This is a genomic window from Nocardioides ochotonae (genome assembly GCF_011420305.2).
GTDB classification, from domain to species: domain Bacteria; phylum Actinomycetota; class Actinomycetes; order Propionibacteriales; family Nocardioidaceae; genus Nocardioides; species Nocardioides ochotonae.
The window spans coordinates 2,825,151-2,845,482 of record NZ_CP061769.1; the positions used below are offsets into that span (position 1 = coordinate 2,825,151).

The window sequence follows — 20,332 nt, forward strand, 5'->3', positions numbered from 1 at the left end:
CCGGCGCGGGCGGTCGGGCGCCGGGGTCAGGACCAGCGGGGGGTGCGCGACAGCAGCGCGGCCGCTGCGGCGACACCGGCGGTGGAGGTGCGCAGCACCTCGGCACCCAGCCGCACCGAGGCGGCCCCCGCCGCGACGAACGCGGCGACCTCCTCGTCGGTGAGCCCGCCCTCGGGGCCGACCACGATCACGAGCGGGCCCTCGGCGGGCAGGTCGAGGGAGGCGAGCGGCACCGACGCCTCCTCGTGCAGCACGACCGCCAGCGGCGCCTCGGCGAGCAGGGCGACCACGTCCGCGGTCGAGGCGAGCTCGTCGACGACCGGGAACCAGCTGCGTCGCGCCTGCTTGGCGGCCTCCCTGGCCGTGGCCCGCCAGCGGGCGAGGGACTTGGTGGCGCGCTCGCCCTTCCAGACCGCCACCGAGCGCGACGCGGCCCACGGCACCACGCGCGCCACGCCGACCTCGGTGAGCATCTCGACCGCGAGCTCGCCGCGGTCGCCCTTGGGCAGCGCCTGCACGACCACGATCGCGGGCGCGGGCTCGGGGACCCGGCGGACGTCCTGCACCGTCGCCGTGAGCAGCCGCTTGCCGGTGGCGGCGACCTCGGCGGTGACCGAGGTGCCGGCCCCGTCGGTGAGCACCAGCCGCTCCCCCACGCGCATCCGGCGTACGGCGACCGCGTGGTGGGCCTCGTCGCCCTCCAGGGTCACCGACGTGCCGGGTGCGGCATCGATCAGGGAGTCGCCGGAGTCGGCAGCGTCGACGAGGTGGACCGGGAGCGACATCGGCTCAGTGGTTGAACGCGTCGCGCAGCCGGCCGAAGACCGACTTGGAGCCGGGACGGACCTGTCCGCCCGGGTTCTCCTCGCCCCGCAGGGCGGCGAGCTCGCGCAGCAGCTCCTCCTGGCGGGCGTCCAGACGCGTCGGGGTCTCGACGGCCACCGCGACCACGAGATCGCCGCGCCCGCCGCGCAGGCCGGGCACACCGCGCCCGCGCAGCACCTGCTGGCTGCCCGACTGGGTGCCCGGACGCACCTCGAGCTCGAACTCGGTCTCCTTGCCCTCGCGGTCCTCCTCGTCGAGGTCGGCCTCGAGGGTGGGCAGCGTGAGCGTCGTGCCGAGCGCCGCGGCGCTCATCGGGACCGTGACCGTGCAGTGCAGGTCGTTGCCCTGGCGCACGAAGGTCTCGTGCGGGGCGACCCGGATCTCGACGTACAGGTCGCCGGCGGGGCCGCCGCCGGGGCCGACCTCGCCCTGCTCGGCCAGCTGCACGCGCACGCCGTCGTCGACGCCCGCGGGGATCTTGACGGTGAGGTTGCGGCGCGAGCGGACCCGACCCTCGCCGGAGCACTCGCGGCAGGGGTCGGGGATGATCGAGCCGAGGCCGCGGCACGCCGCGCACGGGCGCAGCGTGCGGATCTCACCGAGGAAGGACCGCTGCACGTGGGCGACCTCGCCCTGGCCGTGGCAGGTCTCGCAGGTCACCGGCTTGCTGCCCGGTGCCGCACCGTCGCCGTGGCAGGTCTCGCAGAGCACGGCGGTGTCGACCTTGAGCTCGCGAGTGACGCCGAACGCCGCCTCGGCGAGCTCGACCTCGAGGCGGATCAGGGCGTCCTGGCCGCGCTGCACGCGCGAGCGCGGGCCGCGCCCGCCGCCGGCGCCCGGCTGGCCGCCGAAGAAGGCGTCCATGATGTCGGTGAAGGAGAACCCGGCGCCGGCGCCGAAGCCACCAGCCCCGCCGGCGAACGGGTCACCGCCGCGGTCGTACGCCGCGCGCTTCTGCGGGTCCGAGAGCACCTCGTAGGCGTGGCTGACGACCTTGAACTGCTCCTGCGTCTCCGGGTCGGGGTTGACGTCCGGGTGCAGCTTGCGCGCGAGCCTCCGGTAGGCCTTCTTGATGGTGTCGGCGTCCGCGTCGCGGGCGACACCGAGAAGCTCGTACAGGTCCTGGCTCAACGTCTGCTCTCTCTGCTGGGCGGTGCGGGACGGGGGCCGCCGGGAGGCGGCCCGAAGGGGTGCGAAACGGGGAGCGATCCGGCGCTGGTGCCGGTCAACCCTCCTCGAGGATGCGCGACACGTAACGGGCGACGGCGCGCACCGCTGACATCGTGCCGGGGTAGTCCATGCGGGTCGGTCCGACGATGCCGAGCGTGGCCACGGCACCGTCGCGCGGGCCGTAGCCGGTTGCCACCACGCTCGTGGAGGAGAACTGCTCGTAGGGACCCTCCGCGCCGATGCGGACGGTCAACGCCCCGCCGGAGGTCGCCTCGCCGAGGAGCTTGAGCAGCACGACGTGCTCCTCGAGGGCCTCCAGGAGCGGGCGGACGGCGGAGTCGAAGGAGTCGCCGTAGCGCGCGAGGTTGGCCGCGCCACCGACGGCGATCCGCTCCGAGGAGCGGTGGTCGACCATCGCCTCGACCAGCGCCTCGACCACGGATGCGGTGTGCACGGCCTCCGGCACCGGCCCCTCGGGGACGATGTCGCGCAGCGCGGTCGCGGCCGCGGCGATCGCCTCACCGGTGGCCGCGCGGTTGACGCGGGTGCGCAGGTCGGCGAGCGCCTGCTCCTCGATGCCCGCCTCGAGCTCGACGATGCGCTGCTCGACCCGCCCGGTGCTGAGGATCAGCACCGCGAGCAGCCGGGTCGGGGTCAGCGACACCAGCTCGATGTGGCGCACGGTCGAGCGCGAGAGGGTGGGGTACTGCACGACGGCGACCTGGCGGGTCAGCTGGGAGAGCAGGCGCACGGAGCGCTGCACCACGTCGTCGAGGTCCACGGCACCGTCGAGGAACGAGGAGATCGCACGCCGCTCGGCGGCACTCATCGGGCGCACCGTGGTGAGCCGGTCGACGAAGAGCCGGTAGCCCTTGTCGGTGGGGACCCGGCCGGCGCTGGTGTGCGGCTGGGTGATCAGGCCCTCGTCCTCGAGAGCCGCCATGTCATTGCGCACCGTGGCGGGCGAGACGCCCAGCCCGTGCCGCTCGACCAAGGCCTTGGAGCCCACCGGCTCCTCTGTCGCGACGTAGTCCTCGACGATCGCGCGGAGCACGGCGAGCCTGCGGTCCTCCTGCATGTCTCGCCTCCCTGATCTGATCGCACCGAGTGGAACTCGGCAATGAACCTAGCGCCATCGCTGCGCAGCGCTGGCACTCCTCACCCCGGAGTGCCAATCCTACTAGGCGTTCCGCCCACTCGGTGGAATCCGCACTCGCCCGACGTGGGCAGGAAGGTTAGGCTGGCCTTACTTACGTAGGAGGAGCCGTGACCGCAGACCCCACCACCCGTCAGCTGCTCGATCCCGACCAGGACGCCGACCACGCCCGCAGCGTGCTGGCCTGCCCCGCAGCCGTCACCGTTGCCATCGAGGGGGCCGTCGAGGGCCGTGCCGGCGGTCACGACGACACGGCCGCCACCGGCCTCGGCGTGGAGGACCGTCACGGCACTCCCACCTTCCACTGCCCCGCCGGGTCGGGCCTCGCCGACGCCGCCGCCCGCGGCGCCCGTGCCACCCTCACCGTCACCAGCGGGCTCGGTGCTCCCGGCGCCGCCGAGCGCGGCACCCGGCTGCTGGTGTCGGGTCGCCTGGCCGTGGGCGGCACCAGCAGCTGCCGCTGCTGCGCGGATGCCCGCTCGACCGTCGTGCTCGCCCCCGAGAAGGTCCTGCTCGCCCAGCCCGGATCGCCGGCGGTCGAGGTGTCGCTGAGGCACTTCCGCTCCGCCGAGCACGAGCTCAACACCGGCTACCTCCAGCGGATCGCCCGCCATGTGGCGCAGGAGCACCAGGACGACCTGCGCCGCACCGTCTCGGTCGCCACGGCCACCCCGCTGGAGGAGGTGCTCGGGGTCGGGCTCACCGACCTGACCCGCGAGGGCGTCAGCGTCGGGTGGATCGACCTCCAGGGCGCCCACCTCTCCCCGCTCCGCTTCCCGCGCCCGGCGCGCAGCGCCTCCGAGCTCGGCGCGATGCTGCGCCGCGAGCTCGACGCGGGGCCCTGCTGAGCACGACGCCGTAGGCTCACCCGCGTGAGCTTCAGGGAGGTCGCCGACCGGGTGTGGGTCGCGCGTCATGAGTGGTTCGACGTCAACGTGACACTCGTCGGCGGCGCGGACGGCCTGCTCGTGGTCGACACCCACGCCTCCGACCGCGCCGCGCGCGCCGTGGTCGACGACGTGCGCCGCCTGGGCCACGGCGAGGTGGTCGCGGTGGTCAACACCCACGAGCACTTCGACCACACCTTCGGCAACGGCGCCTTCCGCCGCGCCTACGGTCCGATCCCGATCCACGCCCACGAGGTCGCCGCGGCTGCGACCCTCGAGGCCGGCGCCCGCGCCCAGCAGGAGTACGCCGCCGACCCCGACGACCCGCACCGCGAGGAGGTCCTCGGCACCGAGATCGTCCCCGCCGACCACACCTTCTCCTCCGCGCGCGCCCTCGACCTCGGCGACCGCCTCGTCGAGCTGGTCCACCCCGGCCGCGGCCACACCGCCGGCGACCTGGTCGTGCGGGTCCCGGACGCCGACGTGCTGCTGGCCGGCGACCTCGTCGAGGAGTCCGCCCCGCCGTCGTACGGCCCGGACAGCCACCCGATGGAGTGGCCGCTGAGCCTGGACCTCGTGCTCTCGCTCACCACCGCGGACAGTGTGGTGGTGCCGGGACACGGCGCGGTGGTGGATCGCGGGTTCGTGGAGGAGCAGCGCGGCCTGATCGGGGTGGTGGCCGAGACCGTCCGCGACCTCGCCGGGCGCGGGGTCCCACTCGAGCGGGCGCTCGCCGACGCCGAGTGGCCGTGGCCGCGCGAGCACCTGGTGCACGCCGTACGACGCGGCTATGAGCACCTCCCGCGCGCACAGCGCCGGTTGCCGCTCGTCTGAGCGGGTACTTCCGGGCATGAGCGAGGAGACGCCGCACCACGACGACCCCCACGAGCACGACCACCACCACGTCCCCATCGACATCCCGGACGACGAGCTCCCCGAGGACCTGAGGCCGACCGACGACAACCCGCTGGCCAAGGGCCTCCCGCCCGGCCAGGGGGTGGCCGGCCTGCTCGAGGAGGGCAAGCACGCCACCGAGGACGACGAGGACGAGGACGGCACCGCCGAGCACAAGGCGTAGGACAGGTCACACCCGGGTCCTCGCGCGGCGCGTCTCGCGCCGAGTGTCGGTGGGCCGACCTAGCGTGGTGCGGGTGACCGATCGTTACGGCTCCGACGTCCTCTCCGGCGACTGGCGCGCGCCCAAGCGCGGGCGCGCGGTCGAGACCTCCGCCGACCCCGGCCTGGTCGTGGAGGAGGTCACCACCGACTGGGTGGGCGAGATCGTCGCGGTCGACCGCGACCTGCACACCGTCACCCTCGAGGACCGCCGCCACAAGCGACGCACCTTTCCCCTCGGCGCCGGCTTCCTGCTCGAGGGCAAGCCGGTCATCCTCACCGCTCCGGTGCGCCGGGTCGCGCCCGCGAAGCCCACGCGCACCGCGTCCGGCTCGGTGGCCGTCCATGACGCGAAGGCCCGCGTCGCGCGCGCCAGCCGCATCTTCGTCGAGGGCCGCCACGACGCCGAGCTGGTCGAGAAGGTCTGGGGCGACGACCTGCGCATCGAGGGCGTGGTCGTGGAGTTCCTCGGCGGCGTCGACGATCTCGCCGACCACCTGGTCGACTTCAAGCCCGGTCCGCAGCGGCGCGTCGGCGTGCTGGTCGACCACCTGGTCCCGGGCTCGAAGGAGTCCCGCATCGCCCAGGGCATCGCCCGCTCGGCGGTGGGCAAGCACGTCCTGATCGTCGGCCACCCGTTCATCGACGTGTGGCAGGCGGTCAAGCCCGACCGGCTGGGACTGGCCGAGTGGCCCACGATCCCGCGCTCGATCGAGTGGAAGAAGGGCGTGTGCCAGCACCTCGGCTGGCCGCACCGCAACCAGACCGACATCGCGCGGGCCTGGCAGCACATCCTCAGCAAGGTCTCGTCCTACAACGACCTCGAGCCCGCCCTGCTCGGCCGGGTCGAGGAGCTCATCGACTTCGTGACCGCCGAGTGAGCTCCCCGACCGGCGCTCAGCTGCGCAGCATGTAGCCGTTCGCGTCCTTGCTGTCGGTGGCCAGGATGATGATGCCGTCGATGAAGGGCCACAGGCCGCCGATGCCACAGGTCACGATGGTGACCACCAGCTGGGCGATGCCAATGCCGGTGTAGCCGGCGTAGAGCCGGCCGATGCCCAGCGGGAGCAGCAGCTGCAGCAGGCCGGCGACGAGCTTGGACTTGTCCGAGTAAGGGATGCCGGTCGTCGGGTGGACGCCGTACGGCGCGCCAGGCGAAGCGCCGTAGGGCGAGTACGGCTGCTGGCCGTAGGGCTGCTGTCCGTACGAAGGCGGCTGCTGGCCGTACGAAGGCGGCTGCTGGCCGTACGGCGACGACGGGTCGCCGTCGTCGGGGCGGGGGTACTCGGGTCCCTGGGTCATGTGGCCAGCCTAGGGCCCGCGCAGCCGTTCCGTGGCCCAGTCCGCGAGGCCGCGCGGAGAACCAGGGAAGCCTCAGGGTGCGGTCCGGAGCCGGGTCGTTCGCACCGGCCGGCGGAGCTGGGTCAGGGCAGCAGGTCGCGGACCACGGCGTCGGCCAGGAGCCGACCATGGCGGGTCAGCACCAGCCGCCCGGTGCCGGTCTCGAGCAGGCCGCGGGCCTGCAGGTCGGGGACCGCCGCCCGGCCGCCCGGGTCGAGCACCGCCGGGTCGAGGCCCTCGCGCAGCCGCAGCTCCAGCAGCACCCGTTCGACGTGCCGGTCCTGCGGCGCGAGGATCTCGCGCGCGTGCGCCGGGCTGCGGTCGGCGGCCAGCCGGTCGGCGTACGCCGCGGGGTGCTTGACGTTCCACCAGCGCACCCCACCGACGTGGGAGTGCGCCCCCGGCCCGACGCCCCACCAGTCCGCGCCGGTCCAGTAGAGCTCGTTGTGCCGGCAGCGCGCGGAGTCGTCCCCGGGCACGCCGCGGGCCCAGTTGGACACCTCGTACCAGCCGAGGCCGGCGGCGGCGAGCCGGTCGTCGGCGAGGACGTACTTGTCGGCGAGGTCGTCCTCGTCGGGCATCGCCAGCTCGCCGCGACGCACGCGGCGGGCCAGCGCGGTGCCGTCCTCGACGATGAGGGAGTACGCCGAGACATGGTCGGGCGCGCAGGCCAGGGCGGCCTCGAGGGAGGTCTCCCAGTCGGCGAGCGTCTCCCCCGGCGTGCCGTAGATCAGGTCCAGGCTCACCTGCTCGAAGCCTGCGGCGCGGGCCCACTCCACCGCCGCCGGCACCCGGCGCGGGTCGTGGGTGCGGTCCAGCACCGCGAGCACCTCGGGCACGGCCGACTGCATGCCGAAGGAGATCCGGGTGAAGCCGGCGGCCCGCAGCTCGTCGAGGTCGCGCAGGGTGACCGAGTCGGGGTTGGCCTCGGTGGTGACCTCGGCGCCGGGCACCAGGCCGAAGTCGGCGTCGATGGCCTTCAGGATGCTGCCCAGGTCGGCGGGGCTCAGCAGGGTCGGCGTGCCGCCGCCGAGGAAGACCGTCTCGACCGGCACCGTGCGGTCCCCGAGCACCCCGCGCGCCCGGCGTACCTCCGCGACGGCAGCCTGGGCGTAGGTCGCCCGCGAGGCGCCCGGCGCGGTCCCGACCGGCCCCAGCTCGGCGGCGGTGTAGGTGTTGAAGTCGCAGTAGCCGCAGCGCACCGTGCAGAACGGCACGTGCACGTAGAACCCGAACGGTCGCTCCCCCACCCCGGCGAGCGCGGAGGCGGGAAGGGATCCGTCCAGCGGGACGGGTTCCCCGTCGGGGAGCGCAGAAGGCATGCCCCGATTGTCCCACCGCAGCCTCCGACCGGCACGTTGAGGACGGGGCTCACTGGAAGTCGCGGGAGCGGTGGCGGGCGCGGAGGGCGGCGCCGGCCTGGGGGTAGAGCTCCTCCAGGGGGCTGAGGCGGTCGGCGACCAGGTTGGTGACCCCGTCGGAGCGCTCGAGCATGCCGCGGATCACCATGCCCGCGGCCGACATCGCGGTGCGGCGGTGGCGCCGCCACAGCCCCGCGCTGCAGATCACGTTGAGCATGCCGGTCTCGTCCTCGAGGTTGAGGAACGTCGTGCCGCCCGCGGTCCCCGGCCGCTGGCGGTGCACGACCAGCCCGGCGACGGTGACCCGGCGGCCCGGCTCGGCGCTGCGCAGGTCGGCCACCGAGAGCAGGCCGGCACGGCGCAGGTGCTCGCGCAGGTGGGTGAACGGGTGCCCGCCGGGGGTGATGCCGGTGGCCCACAGGTCGGCCATCGTGGTCTCCACCGCGTCCATCTCGGGCAGCATCGGCGCCGGCGCCGCCACCCGCAGCCCCTCGAGCTGGTCGGGCGACTCGGTCCACCCGGCGTTCCACAGCGCCTGGCGCCGGCTCAGCCCGCTGTCGTCGAAGACGCCCGCGGTGGCCAGCGCCTCGAGCTGGCGGGTGTCGAGCCGGGCCCGGCGCGAGAGGTCGGCCTGGTCGGTGAAGGGCCGCTCGGCGCGCGCCGCGACGATCCGCTCCGCGACGTCGGCGCCGATCCCGCGCACCGAGTCCAGCCCCAGCCGGACGGCGTACGCCGTGTCGCGGCGGTGCCCGGGAGTCGGGTCGGGCGTCCCCGGGACCCACTCGGTGCGGCGCTGGTCGTGCAGGCAGGAGTCCGGCCCGACCGCGCCCGGTGCGGCACCGGGCCGCAGCTCGAGGTCGGCGCGCGCCGCGGAGCGCACCAGGTCGGGGCGCAGCACCTCCACCCCGTGGCGCCGGGCGTCCCCGGTGAGCGACTGCGGGGAGTAGAAGCCCATCGGCTGGGCGCGCATCAGCGCGGCGAGGAAGGCCGCGGGGTAGTGCAGCTTGAACCACGAGCTGGCGTAGACGAGCTTGGCGAAGGAGAGCGCGTGGCTCTCGGCGAAGCCGAAGTTGGCGAAGGAGAGGATCTTGACGTAGATCGCCTCCGCGTCCTCGCCGGTGATGCCCTTGGCCGCCATCCCGGCGAAGAGCTTCTCCTTGATCGACTCGATCCTCTCGATGCCGCGCTTGGAGCCCATCGCCCGGCGCAGCAGGTCGGCCTCGTCGGGGGTGCAGTCGCCGAGCGTGCGGGCCATGTCCATCAGCTGCTCCTGGAACAGTGGCACCCCCTTGGTGCGCTCCAGCACCGGCACCAGCGAGGCGTGCGGGTAGTCGACCGGCTCACGGCCGGTGGCCCGGCGGATGTAGGGGTGCACCGCGCCACCCTGGATCGGGCCCGGGCGGATCAGCGCGATCTCGATCGCCAGGTCGTAGAACTCCCGCGGCCGCAACCGGGGCAGGGTGCCGATCTGCGCGCGGCTCTCCACCTGGAAGACCCCGACGGAGTCGCCGCGGCACAACATGTCGTAGACCGCCGGCTCCTCCTTGGGGATCGTCGCGAGCTCCCAGCGCTCGCCCAGGTGGTCGCCGACGATGCGCATCATGTGGTCCAGCGCGCCGAGCATGCCGAGCCCGAGCAGGTCGAACTTGACCAGGCCCATGTATTCGCAGGAGTCCTTGTCCCACTGCAGCACGGTGCGCTTGTCCATCCGGGCCCGCTCGATCGGGCAGACCTCGCCGATCGGCCGCTCGGTGAGCACCATGCCGCCGGAGTGGATGCCGAGGTGGCGCGGCGCCCCGAGCAGCTGCTCGGCCAGCGCCACCACCGCGGCGGGGATCTCGTGCTCGCCGTCCTCCCCGCTCCCCCGGTCGCCGTCCCGGGGCGGGACCTCGATCCGGCTCCAGCTGGTGATCTGCTTGGACCAGGCGTCCTGCTGGCCCGGCGAGTGCCCGAGCGCCTTGGCGGCGTCGCGGACCGCCATCTTGGGGCGGTAGCCGATGACGTTGGCGACCTGGGCGGCGTTGCGCCGGCCGTAGGTCTCATAGACCCACTGGATCACCTCCTCGCGCCGGTCGGAGTCGAAGTCGACGTCGATGTCGGGCTCCTCGTCGCGGTGCTCGGAGATGAAGCGCTCGAAGGGCAGCCGGTAGTAGACCGGGTCGATCGCGGTGATCCCGAGCGCGAAGCAGACCGCGGAGGCGGCCGCCGAGCCCCGGCCCTGGCACAGGATCCCCTGGGAGCGCGCGAACGCGACGATGTCGTGGACGATCACGAAGTAGCCCGCGAAGTCCTTGCGCTCGATCACCTCCAGCTCGTGATCGACCTTGAGTCGGGCATCGTGCTCCAGCGGCGTCCCGGCGTAGCGCTGCGCGAACCCGCGCTCGGTGAGCTCGCGCAACCAGCTGATCGGGGTGTGCCCGGGCGGGATGTGCTGCTTCGGCAGCCGCGGGCTGGCCTTCTGCAGGTCGAAGGCGAGCTCGTCGGCCAGCTCCACCGAGCGCCGGACCACGCCGGGGTGGCGGGCGTAGCGGCGCGCCATCTCCTCACCCGTGCGCAGGCAGGCCGTCCCGGCCGGCGGCAGCCAGCCGGCCAGCTCGCCGAGGCTGCGCCGGGCCCGGATCGCGGCCATCGCGCCGGCCAGCCGATGCCCCTCGGGGCGGGCGTGGTGGACGTTGTTGGTCGCCACGCACGGCAGCCCCCGCTCGCGCGCGATGGCGGCCAGCAGGTCGTCGTGGGCGCTGTCGAGCGGCAGCCCGTGGTCGGTCAGCTCGACCACGACGTGCTCGCGACCGAAGAGGTCGACGAGGCGGTCCAGCTGTGCCGCCGCCGTCCGCGGGTCGGGTGTCGGACCCGCCAGCGCCTGGCGCACGGCGCCCTTGCGGCACCCGGTCAGCACCAGCCAGTGGCCGCGGCCGCGCTCGGCGAGCTCCTCGAGGTCGTAGTCGGGGCGGCCCTTCTCGTCGCCGCGCAGCTGGGCCTCGGTGATCGCCGCGGCCAGCCGGTGGTAGCCCTCCACACCGCGGGCGAGCACCAGCAGGTGGGTGCCCTCCGGGTCGGCCACGCCCAGCTGGGGCCGGGTCAGTCCGAGGGAGAGCTCGGCGCCGTGGACCGTGCGCAGGTCATGGCCGTCCCCGCGCGCGTGCAGCTGGGCGGCCTCGGCGAACAGCGGCGCGCCGTAGAACCCGTCGTGGTCGGTGATCGCCAGCCCGTGCAGGCCGAGCCGCAGCGCCTCGCGCACCAGCTGGTCGGGGGTGCTCGCCCCGTCGAGGAAGCTGTAGCTGCTGTGGCAGTGCAGCTCGGCGTACGGCGTGGCGACGACGTCGGGGCGCGGCACCTCGCCGGTGCTCGCCCGCTGCCGGCGACGCGACACCGGGGCGTCATCCTGCCCGGCGCGGGCCCGCCCGGAGAGCCGGCGCTCGAGCTCGCCCCACGGCATCTGCGGGTTGTTCCAGCCCATCAGTTCCCGCCCATCAGAGTCGGCGCCATCAGTCGTACGCCGCCTCGGTGCACCAGGTGTCCCCGGCGCTGTCGTAGGTGAGCAGCCACGCCCGGCCGTCGACGCCCACCAGCTGGAAGCGGGCGATCCGGCGCGGCGCGACGCCCGGAGGCGTCTCCCACCACAGCTCCTCCACCGGCCACGGACCGGTCCAGGCGGCGACCTGCTGCCAGCCGTCGGCGGGCCCGGGACGGAACTGCGCCGGCGCACCGCTGATCGCACCCCGCTCGTCGACGACCACGACCGTGCCGTCGGCGGCGAGCACCCGGGCCTCCCAGGGGGTGCTGAGCACCCGGGCCGGGGCCGGCGGCGGGATGCTGCCCGGCCAGGGCAGCTCGCGGGGACGCAGGTCGGTCGCCCGCTCCCCCCACGGCACCAGGCGCTGCCGCTCGCCCGGCGCGCGCCCGCCCTGGAGCACCGGCGCCACCACCGCCTCGTGGCCGAGCATGCCCTGGACCCGCGCGATGCCGCGCTCGACCCGCTCGTCGGTGCCGCCCCACAGCCCGTCGGCGTGCACCGAGTCGGGCACCGCGGTCTCCGGCACCAGCCGGACCAGCTCCACCGGCGCGTGCACCGCGCCGCCACGGAACCCGCCCTGGAGCTGCCAGTGCAGCCGGTCGACGAGGTCGGAGGCACTGAACCAGCGCGGGTGCAGCCAGGTGCGCGAGGAGACGACCGTGCCCTCGCACTCGACCTCCACCCGCACCTCGGTGCAGGCCAGGTTGCGCGCGGCGAGGGAGGCGACGAACTCCTCGGCCGTGCGGCGGGCGCTGAAGCAGACCGTCTCGGCGGAGTCCAGCGGCGGCTCGAAGCCGATCTCGCGGACCAGGTCGGGAGGCGGGGTGCGCGGGGCGAGCAGGGTGTGGTCGGCACCGAGCACCACCTGCTGCACCCAGGCGGTGCGCGCGCCGAACCGGGCGCGCACGTCGGCCGGCGGCAGACCCGCCAGGGCGCCGAGCGTGCGCAGGCCGAGGCGGCGCAGCAGCCCGACCGCCTCGGGGTCCTCGAGCACCTCCACCGGCAGGTCGCCGAGGAACGCCGCGGACTCCCCGACCGGCACCACGGTGCTCTCCTGGGGGCGGGCGTGGCGCGCGGCCTGCTCGGCGGTGAAGAGCTCGTCGGCCACCCCGGCGCGACAGTCCCACACCCCCAGCGCCACCAGTCGCTCGGCGAAGACCGCGGCCGCCTCGGCCTCGCCGCCGTAGTAGCGCCCCGGCGAGCGCAGCGCGACCAGTCCCGGGCGCAACGGCGCCACCCCGGGCTGGAGCTCCTCCAGGGCGGCCAGCACGTCCTCGAAGGAGCGGGCGTCGCGGTCGGGGTTCGCGCCCAGCACCAGCAGCTCGGGACAGCGCGACTGCGCGTCGCGCCGGCGCATCCCGCGGCGTACGCCGAAGCTCCGCGCGGCGCCGTTGCAGGCGTGCACGGTGTTGGCGACGAAGACCGCGGCCGGCAGGTGGGCGGGCAGCCCCTCCTCCGCCAGCGCGGCCACCACCGGCCAGTCGGGGCACCACAGCACCAGCACCCGGGTGCGCGGGCGGGTCGTCGTCGCGGCCATCAGCCGGCCTCCCGCACGGCGGCCACCTCGGCGGCGGGCGCGAGCCCCGGCTCGCCGCGTCGTACGACGCCGTCCGGCGCCGGGAACCACAGCGGGGTGCGCTTCGCAGGCGCGGCGCCGCGCTGCACCGTGACCACCAGGCGACGCGAGCGCAGGTGGCCGGTGCCGGCGCCGACGCCTGACCAGCGCGGCTGCTCCACCGAGAGCCGGGCCTCGCTGCGCGGCCACGGCCCGCACGACACCAGCACCGACCCGCGCGTGCGCAGCCGCGCGGACAGGGTCGAGGCGGCGTGCTCGGAGACCCGGGCGGGCGGACGGACCACCACGACCTGCACGACGTCGACCAGCGCGGCGGTGACCTCCAGCCACAGCGTGCCGGGGTCGGGGACCAGGATCGTGCGCTCCAGCACCACCCCGAGCTCGGCGGCCGCCTCGACCCCGAGGTCGGGCATCCCCAGGACCGCGCTCCAGCCGCCCGCGGCCGAGGGACCGGCCATCAGCGCGAGCGCCAGGAGGGTGCTGTCGACCTCGTAGGTCCCGCCCGCGCGCAGCTGGAGCACCCCGGCGAGGGCCGGGTGGGAGTCGAGTGCCCGGCGGGGCACGCCGTCGCTCATCCGCTGCATGCGCTCGCGCAGGCGGCGGATCTCGTCGGCCGCGGCGGCCGGGGAGGAGACGGAGATGACCACCTCCCCATCATCGAACATATGTTCGAGATGGTCAACCCCGAGAGAGGAGCGGGTCGTCTGCTCTTCGTCACCACGGGGCGGCCGGTCACCTCCAGCGTGCCACACGCCCCCGACAGGCACCACCGCCCGCCCGGAGGACCGGGCGGGCCGTGGTGTCGGGCGAGCAGATCGGAGGGAGCGTGCCGATCGACCGGGGATCAGCCGTAGAAGGAGGCGATCCGATCGGCGTTGTTCTGCGCGACCACGTTGCGCTTGACCTTCAGCGACGGGGTGAGCTCACCGGACTCGATGCTGAGGTCGTGGTCGAGGATCTCCCACTTCTTGATGGTCTCCCAGCGGTTGAGGCGGGTGTTGAGCTCCTCGACGTACCCGCCGATCATCGTGTGGACCGCCTCGGAGCGGACGATGTCGGTGTAGGAGGCGCCGGGCATGTCGTTCTCGTGCGCCCAGGCCGCCATCGCGTCGGGGTCCAGGGTGATCAGCGCGACCACGAAGTGCCGCTCGTCGCCGAAGACCATGAACTGGCTGACGTAGGGGCACAGCGCCTTGAACTTCGACTCGATCGCGGACGGCGCGATGTACTTGCCACCCGAGGTCTTGAAGAGATCCTTGATCCGCCCGGTGATGGTCAAGAAGCCGTCCTCGTCGAGGCTGCCCTTGTCGCCGGTGCGCAGCCAGCCGTCCTCGGTGAACGCCTGGGCGCTCTCCTCGGGGAGGTTGTGGTAGCCCGCCATCACGTGCGGGCCGCGCAGCTGGACCTCGTCGTTCTCGCCGATGCGGATCTCCGAGCCCGGCAGGGCCGGGCCGACGGTGCCGATCTTGTAGTCCTGGGGGTGGTTGACGGCCGCGCCGGCGGCGTTCTCGGTCATGCCGTAGCCCTCGAGGATGAGAATGCCGGCGGCGTGGAACCACTCCGCGATCTCGGGGTTGAGGGCCGCGGAGCCGGAGATGAAGAAGCGGACCCGTCCGCCGAAGCGCTCGCGGACCTTGCTGAAGACCAGCTTGTCGAAGACCTTGTGCTGCAGGCCGAGGACGAACGGCACCGACTTGCCCTCGCGCTTGAGCCGGTCGACCTGGTTGCCGACGGCGAACGCCTTGAGGAAGATCTTCTCCTTCAGCCCGCCCTCGGCGGCCTGCATGGTGACGATCTTGCCGTGGGCCTTCTCGAAGATGCGCGGGGCGGCGCCCATGAACGTCGGCTTCACGACCGCGAGGTTGTCGACGATGCGGTCGATGCGACCGTCGATGGCGGTGGCGTAGCCGCAGGCCAGCTGGGCGGCGAGCAGGACCTTGCCGAACGCGTGCGCCATCGGCAGCCACAGGAACTGCAGGTCGCTCTCGTGCAGGATGTCCTGGGCCTCGATGGCCGCGCCCTGGTAGACCCAGGAGCGGTGCAGCAGACGCACGCCCTTGGAGCGCCCGGTCGTGCCGGAGGTGTACATCAGCATCGCGAGCTGGTCGGGGGCGATCGACTTGGCGACGTCCTCGACGGCGGTCGGGTGCTCGGCGAGGTGGGCGCGTCCGAGGCCGGCCAGGTCGGCGAGGGAGAGCACCCAGTCGCTGTCGCCCTCCCCGTCGAAGAGGACGACCTTCTCGACCGTGGGGATGTCGGCACGGTGCGCCTGGAGCTTGCCGAGCTGCTCGGCGTCCTCGGCGAAGACGATCCGGCTCTCGGAGTCGCTGAGGATGTAGGCGACGTCGTCGGCGTTGGTGCTGGGGTAGACGGTCGTGGTCGCACCCCCGGCGCACATCACCGCGAGGTCCGCCAGGATCCACTCGTAGCGGGTGCCGGAGGCGATGCCCACGCGCTGCTCGGGCTCCAGCCCGAGCGCCAGCAGGCCGGCGGCGAGCTCACGGACCTGCTCGCCGGTACGGCGCCAGGTCACCGACTCCCAGGTGTCGTCGGGAAGCGGGTAGCGGAACGCCTCCGCGTCGGGCGACTTGGCGACCCGGTCGAGGAACTGGACGGCGATGTTCGGGGCGAGGTGGTCGACGAAGGTCGGATCGTGATTCGCGGGCATGTCACTCCTGGCAGTGGACAGGGAAGGCAACGACAGCGGCCGTCGACCCTCCCGCGAGGCGATGGGTGCCTGTAACCTACGTCACCTTCTGACTCGCGGGTAACCCGAATCACAGAAACCGGATCGATGGATCCGGACACGTCCGCGCTGCCGGCGCCGCCGGCTCCGACCTCAGGAGCGGGGCGCGCGGGCCGCGAGGATCTCCCGCACGGACGGCGAGAGCGCCTGCGCGCCCAGCACCTGCGCGGTCAGCTCGCGCTCGGTGGTGAGGGCCCGGAACACCATCGAGACGCTCACGTCGTGGTCGGGGCGGTGCTCGACCACGACCGGGTCACCGGACTGGACCACCCCCTCCTCGAGCACCCGCAGGTAGGGCCCCGGGCGCCCGTCGCGGGCGAACCGCTTGATCCAGCCGGTCGCGTCGTGGCCGGTCTGCGCCATGAAGCCCGCGAACACCTTGCAGGGCGTGCGGACCTTGGCGACCTCCAGCAGCGCGGTCCCCACCCGCCAGCGCTCCCCGATCAGCGCGGCGTTGACGTCGATGCCGTGGGTGGTGAGGTTCTCGCCGAACTGCCCGTCGGGCAGCGCGCTGCCGAGCTCGCGGCCCCAGCGGTCGAGGTCCTCGCGGGCGAAGGCGTAGACGGCGTTGTCCGGGCTGCCGTGGTACTTGGTGTCGCACACGCTGTCCCCGGCCAGGCCGCTGCGCAGCACCCGGACCGGCTGGTCGGTGCCGCGCTTGCGGATCGCGGTCCGCCCGACCCGGCCGGTCCACTCCCCGCCCTCGGGCTTCCCCAGGTTCACCGACATCACGCGTGCGTTCTCCACGGCACCATCCTGCCCGCTGGGCCTAGTCCTGCACGGCCTTGGCGACCGTGATGCAGCGCGTCACCCAGTCCCGTTGGTCGCGGTCCAGGTCCCGCCCCGCGGCCTCCTCGACCATCCAGTGCGCGCTCAGCACCGCCCGCACCACGACCCAGTCCCGGGCCCGGTCCTCATCGAGCCCGGCCGCATCGACGAGGGTGTGGAAGCGGCGGCGCACCGCGTCGCGGACGCCGGCGCTCGCCACCACGTCCTCCCAGCGGTTCCACAGCATCGGCCCCGGCTCGTAGTGCGGGTCCCCGGACACCGGCTTGGGATCGATGGCCAGCCATGGCTCCCGCTCGCCAGCGAGCACGTTCGCGTAGTGCAGGTCGCCGTGCACCAAGGTGCCCACCGTCGCCGGGTCGGCGACCAGGTCGCGGGCCAGCGCGACCGCCTGCTCGACGAGCCGGTGCGGGACCGGCCCGCCGCGAGGCAGGTCGCGCAGGGGCGCCGACCAGCGCTCGACGTACGCCGCGAGGCTGCGCAGCCGCGGGGGCGCCGGGACGTGGAGGCGGCCGTAGAGCCCGGCGACGACCTCGCAGGCCTCGAGGTCCCACTGCTCGCCCAGGTCCTCGGTGGAGAGCCGCTCCAGCAGCAGCGCGGCGCGGTGCGGGTCGGCGCGCAGCAGCTCCACGGCGCCGCGGCCGTGCCAGTGCTGGAGCGCGAGGTGCTCCTGCTCGGACTCCTCGTGCGGGAAGCCCACCTTGAGCGCAGCCGGGCGCCGACTGGCGGTGCGGACCGGGAGCACCACCGCGGTGTGGCCGAAGGCGGCCTCGCCGTCGACGGCGAGCTGCCACTCCCCCTGCAGCTCGCGCAGCAGGGCGGGGAGGCGGTCGAGCCACTGCGCCCACGCGGGACCGCGGGCGGCGTACGCCAGCAGCCCGGCGGGGAGCCTCACCGCGGCCTCACCTCAGGCCGACCTCGGCGTCACTTCTTCTTGTCGGCCGCGGGCGTGTTGGAGAGCGCGGCGGCGAAGGCCTCCTGGGGGACCTCGACGCGGCCGACCATCTTCATCCGCTTCTTGCCCTCCTTCTGCTTCTCCAGCAGCTTGCGCTTGCGGGTGATGTCGCCGCCGTAGCACTTGGCGAGCACGTCCTTGCGGATCGCGCGGATGTTCTCGCGGGCGATCACGCGGGCGCCGATCGCGGCCTGGATCGGGACCTCGAACTGCTGGCGCGGGATCAGGTCCTTGAGCTTGCCGGCCATCATCACGCCGTAGGCGTACGCCGCGTCGCGGTGCACGATCGCGGAGAACGCGTCGACCGGCTCGCCCTGGAGCAGGATGTCGACCTTGACCAGGTCGGCCGCCTGCTCGCCGGTGCGCTCGTAGTCGAGGGAGGCGTAGCCCTTGGTGCGCGACTTCAGCTGGTCGAAGAAGTCGAAGACGATCTCGCCCATCGGCAGGATGTAGCGCATCTCGACGCGGTCCTCGGACAGGTAGTCCATGCCCTGCAGGGTGCCCCGCTTCTGCTGGCACAGCTCCATGATCGTGCCGATGTAGTCCGAGGGGCTCAGCACGGTCGCCTTGACGACCGGCTCGCGGACCTCGGAGATCTTGCCCTCGGGGTACTCGCTGGGGTTGGTGACGGTGACCTCGCTGCCGTCCTCCATGAGCACCTCGTAGACCACGTTCGGCGCGGTGGAGATCAGGTCGAGGCCGAACTCCCGCTCGAGGCGGTCGCGGGTGATCTCCATGTGCAGCAGGCCGAGGAAGCCGCAGCGGAAGCCGAAGCCGAGCGCGCCGGAGGTCTCGGGCTCGAAGGTGAGCGCCGCGTCGTTGAGCTGGAGCTTCTCCAGCGCCTCGCGCATGTCGGGGTACTGGTCCCCGTCGATCGGGTAGAGCCCGGAGTAGACCATCGGGTTGGGGTGCTGGTAGCCGCCGAGCGACTCGGTCGCGGGCCCGTGCATCGTGGTGACGGTGTCGCCGACCCGCGACTGGCGCACGTCCTTCACGCCGGTGATCAGGTAGCCGACCTCGCCGACGCCGATCTCGCTGCCCTTGACCTGCTCGGGGCTGATCACGCCGACCTCGAGCATCTCGTGGGTCGCGCCGGTCGACATCATCTTGATCTTGTCGCGGTGGTTGAGCTTGCCGTCGAAGACGCGGACGTAGGTGATCACGCCGCGGTAGGTGTCGTAGACGGAGTCGAAGATCAGCGCGCGCGCCGGCGCGTCGGGGTCGCCGACGGGCGCGGGGGTCTGCTTGACGATCTCGTTGAGCAGCTCCTCGACGCCGATGCCGCTCTTGGCGCTGACCCGCAGCACGTCCTCGGGCTCGCAGCCGACGAGGCCGGCCAGCTCCGCGGCGTACTTGTCGGGGTTGGCGCTGGGCAGGTCGATCTTGTTGAGCACCGGGATGATGTGCAGGTCCGCGTTCATCGCGAGGTACAGGTTGGCGAGCGTCTGGGCCTCGATGCCCTGGGCGGCGTCGACCAGCAGGACCGCCGCCTCGCAGGCCTCCAGGGAGCGCGACACCTCGTAGGTGAAGTCGACGTGCCCGGGGGTGTCGATCATGTTCAGCACGTAGGTGCCCGGCTCGGCGCCCTGCTCGTTGCCGTCCGGCACGGTCCAGGGCATCCGCACGGCCTGGCTCTTGATCGTGATGCCGCGCTCGCGCTCGATGTCCATGCGGTCGAGGTACTGGGCGCGGGCGGCCCGCTCGTCGACGACGCCGGTGAGCTGCAGCATCCGGTCGGCCAGCGTGGACTTGCCGTGGTCGATGTGCGCGATGATGCAGAAGTTGCGGATGATCGCGGGATCGGTGTGGCCGGGCTTCGGCGCGGGGGTCTGGGGCACGAGCTCTTCTCGACATACGTGGGTCGGGACGGACCCGACCATCATCCCATGCCGAAGGTGGTGGACCCCACTCGAGGACTGGGGCAGTATCCGAGCGTGACGGATCTGTGGCCCGCCCTGCCCGAGGCCCTGCACGACCCGGTCGCGCTCGCGGTGCCGTTCTTCGTGGTCTTCGTGGCGGTCGAGGCGCTCGCGGCGTACCTCCTGAAGGACGAGGGCCCCGACGGGTTCGCCGGCTACGAGCGGCGCGACACCGTCGCCAGCCTCACCATGGGCGCGGTCTCGGTGGTCACGATGACGCTGTGGAAGACCGGCGGGCTCGTGGTCTACGCCGCGCTCTTCGCCTACGTCGCCCCCTGGCAGCTGCCGGTCGAGGCGTGGTGGACCTGGGCGCTGGCCATCGGGGCCGTCGACTTCCTCTTCTACTGGGCCCACCGGGTGGCGCACCGGGTCCGGCTCGTCTGGGCCACCCACCAGGCGCACCACTCCAGCGAGCACTTCAACTTCGCGACCGCGCTGCGCCAGAAGTGGAACAACTCCCACGAGCTGGTGATCTGGGCGCCGCTGCCGCTGCTGGGGGTGCCGCCGGCGCTGGTCTTCTTCGGCTTCTCGGTCAGCCTCGTCTACCAGTTCTTCGTCCACACCGAGCGGATCCGCACCCTGTGGCGGCCCGTCGAGCTGGTCTTCAACACCCCCTCGCACCACCGGGTGCACCACGGCAGCGACCCGGAGTACCTCGACCGCAACTACGGCGGGATCCTGATCGTCTGGGACCGGCTCTTCGGCTCCTTCCAGCCCGAGCTGCACCGCCCGACGTACGGGCTGACCACGCCGGTGGGGACCTACCACGTCCTACGCCTACAGACCCACGAGTACGCCGCGATCGCCCGCGACGTGCGCGCCGCGCCGCGGCTGCGCGACAAGCTCGGCTACGTCTTCGGGCCGCCGGGGTGGCGCCCGGCCCCCGTGGCGCCGGCGGCCGCCGCCTGAGGGAGTCGATGCGGACCGGAGCGCGACCGGGCCGACCCTGCTGACGGCGGACTCGTGCCGCAGGATGTGGC

17 protein-coding genes are annotated in these 20,332 nt (G+C 73.4%); 5 read left to right on the forward strand and 12 right to left on the reverse strand.

Translation table 11 applies throughout. The features are described 5' to 3' along the window. Positions 1 to 26: 26 nt before the first annotated feature. From HBO46_RS13725 to hrcA, 3 genes are all read right to left on the reverse strand, one after another. Positions 27 to 785: a 16S rRNA (uracil(1498)-N(3))-methyltransferase gene (locus HBO46_RS13725; RefSeq protein WP_166140627.1), complete on the reverse strand. Its 759-nt coding sequence runs from the start codon at positions 783 to 785 to the stop codon at positions 27 to 29. Positions 786 to 789: 4 nt separating this feature from the next. Next, complete coding sequence (gene dnaJ, locus HBO46_RS13730) at positions 790 to 1,956, reverse strand: molecular chaperone DnaJ (protein ID WP_166140626.1); 1,167 nt, start codon at positions 1,954 to 1,956, stop codon at positions 790 to 792. 94 nt (positions 1,957 to 2,050) lie between these two features. Beyond that, positions 2,051 to 3,073 (reverse strand): heat-inducible transcriptional repressor HrcA, encoded by a 1,023-nt coding sequence (gene hrcA / locus HBO46_RS13735; RefSeq protein WP_166140625.1) that lies wholly within the window; start codon positions 3,071 to 3,073, stop codon positions 2,051 to 2,053. A 188-nt stretch (positions 3,074 to 3,261) separates the two neighbouring features. Between hrcA and HBO46_RS13740 the strand changes: the two genes are divergently transcribed. The 4 genes from HBO46_RS13740 to HBO46_RS13755 all read left to right on the forward strand — a co-directional run bounded on the left by HBO46_RS13740 (position 3,262) and on the right by HBO46_RS13755 (position 6,035). Continuing rightward, positions 3,262 to 3,999 (forward strand): hypothetical protein, encoded by a 738-nt coding sequence (locus HBO46_RS13740; RefSeq protein WP_166140624.1) that lies wholly within the window; start codon positions 3,262 to 3,264, stop codon positions 3,997 to 3,999. A gap of 24 nt (positions 4,000 to 4,023) precedes the next feature. Further along, on the forward strand, positions 4,024 to 4,872 hold the full coding sequence (locus HBO46_RS13745) for an MBL fold metallo-hydrolase (RefSeq protein ID WP_166140623.1): 849 nt from the start codon (positions 4,024 to 4,026) through the stop codon (positions 4,870 to 4,872). A 16-nt stretch (positions 4,873 to 4,888) separates the two neighbouring features. Beyond that, complete coding sequence (locus tag HBO46_RS13750; RefSeq protein ID WP_166140622.1) at positions 4,889 to 5,116, forward strand: hypothetical protein; 228 nt, start codon at positions 4,889 to 4,891, stop codon at positions 5,114 to 5,116. A 73-nt stretch (positions 5,117 to 5,189) separates the two neighbouring features. Continuing rightward, positions 5,190 to 6,035 carry a DUF3097 domain-containing protein gene (locus tag HBO46_RS13755; RefSeq protein ID WP_166140621.1) on the forward strand — a complete coding sequence of 282 codons (846 nt, stop codon included), beginning with the start codon at positions 5,190 to 5,192 and terminating at the stop codon, positions 6,033 to 6,035. A 16-nt stretch (positions 6,036 to 6,051) separates the two neighbouring features. On the opposite strand, the gene HBO46_RS13760 is transcribed toward HBO46_RS13755, so the two are convergent. From HBO46_RS13760 to lepA, 9 genes are all read right to left on the reverse strand, one after another. Beyond that, the gene (locus tag HBO46_RS13760) at positions 6,052 to 6,456 is read right to left on the reverse strand and encodes a TM2 domain-containing protein (protein WP_166140620.1); all 405 of its coding nucleotides are present in this window, start codon (positions 6,454 to 6,456) and stop codon (positions 6,052 to 6,054) included. Between the two features lie 122 nt (positions 6,457 to 6,578). Beyond that, complete coding sequence (gene hemW / locus HBO46_RS13765; RefSeq protein ID WP_166140619.1) at positions 6,579 to 7,817, reverse strand: radical SAM family heme chaperone HemW; 1,239 nt, start codon at positions 7,815 to 7,817, stop codon at positions 6,579 to 6,581. Between the two features lie 49 nt (positions 7,818 to 7,866). After that, on the reverse strand, positions 7,867 to 11,313 hold the full coding sequence (locus tag HBO46_RS13770; protein ID WP_166140618.1) for an error-prone DNA polymerase: 3,447 nt from the start codon (positions 11,311 to 11,313) through the stop codon (positions 7,867 to 7,869). Between the two features lie 28 nt (positions 11,314 to 11,341). Then, on the reverse strand, positions 11,342 to 12,907 hold the full coding sequence (locus HBO46_RS13775) for a DNA polymerase Y family protein (protein ID WP_166140617.1): 1,566 nt from the start codon (positions 12,905 to 12,907) through the stop codon (positions 11,342 to 11,344). Then, a complete protein-coding gene (locus tag HBO46_RS13780; protein ID WP_224769061.1) occupies positions 12,907 to 13,593 on the reverse strand; it encodes a hypothetical protein in 687 nt (228 codons plus the stop codon). Before HBO46_RS13780 ends, HBO46_RS13775 begins: the two co-directional genes overlap by 1 nt. Positions 13,594 to 13,790: 197 nt before the next feature. Continuing rightward, positions 13,791 to 15,614: an AMP-dependent synthetase/ligase gene (locus HBO46_RS13785; protein ID WP_166140615.1), complete on the reverse strand. Its 1,824-nt coding sequence runs from the start codon at positions 15,612 to 15,614 to the stop codon at positions 13,791 to 13,793. Between the two features lie 171 nt (positions 15,615 to 15,785). Further along, positions 15,786 to 16,439, reverse strand: a complete 654-nt coding sequence (locus HBO46_RS13790; RefSeq protein ID WP_224769063.1) for an MOSC domain-containing protein — start codon at positions 16,437 to 16,439, stop codon at positions 15,786 to 15,788. 22 nt (positions 16,440 to 16,461) lie between these two features. Further along, positions 16,462 to 17,373, reverse strand: coding sequence for an aminoglycoside phosphotransferase family protein (locus HBO46_RS13795; protein WP_166140614.1), 912 nt, complete (start codon positions 17,371 to 17,373; stop codon positions 16,462 to 16,464). Positions 17,374 to 17,402: 29 nt separating this feature from the next. Further along, a complete protein-coding gene (lepA, locus tag HBO46_RS13800) occupies positions 17,403 to 19,313 on the reverse strand; it encodes a translation elongation factor 4 (protein ID WP_191480261.1) in 1,911 nt (636 codons plus the stop codon). A gap of 54 nt (positions 19,314 to 19,367) precedes the next feature. Here lepA and HBO46_RS13805 point away from each other — a divergent pair, with 54 nt between their 5' ends. Then, positions 19,368 to 20,261, forward strand: coding sequence for a sterol desaturase family protein (locus tag HBO46_RS13805; protein ID WP_224769067.1), 894 nt, complete (start codon positions 19,368 to 19,370; stop codon positions 20,259 to 20,261). Positions 20,262 to 20,332 lie beyond the last annotated feature (71 nt).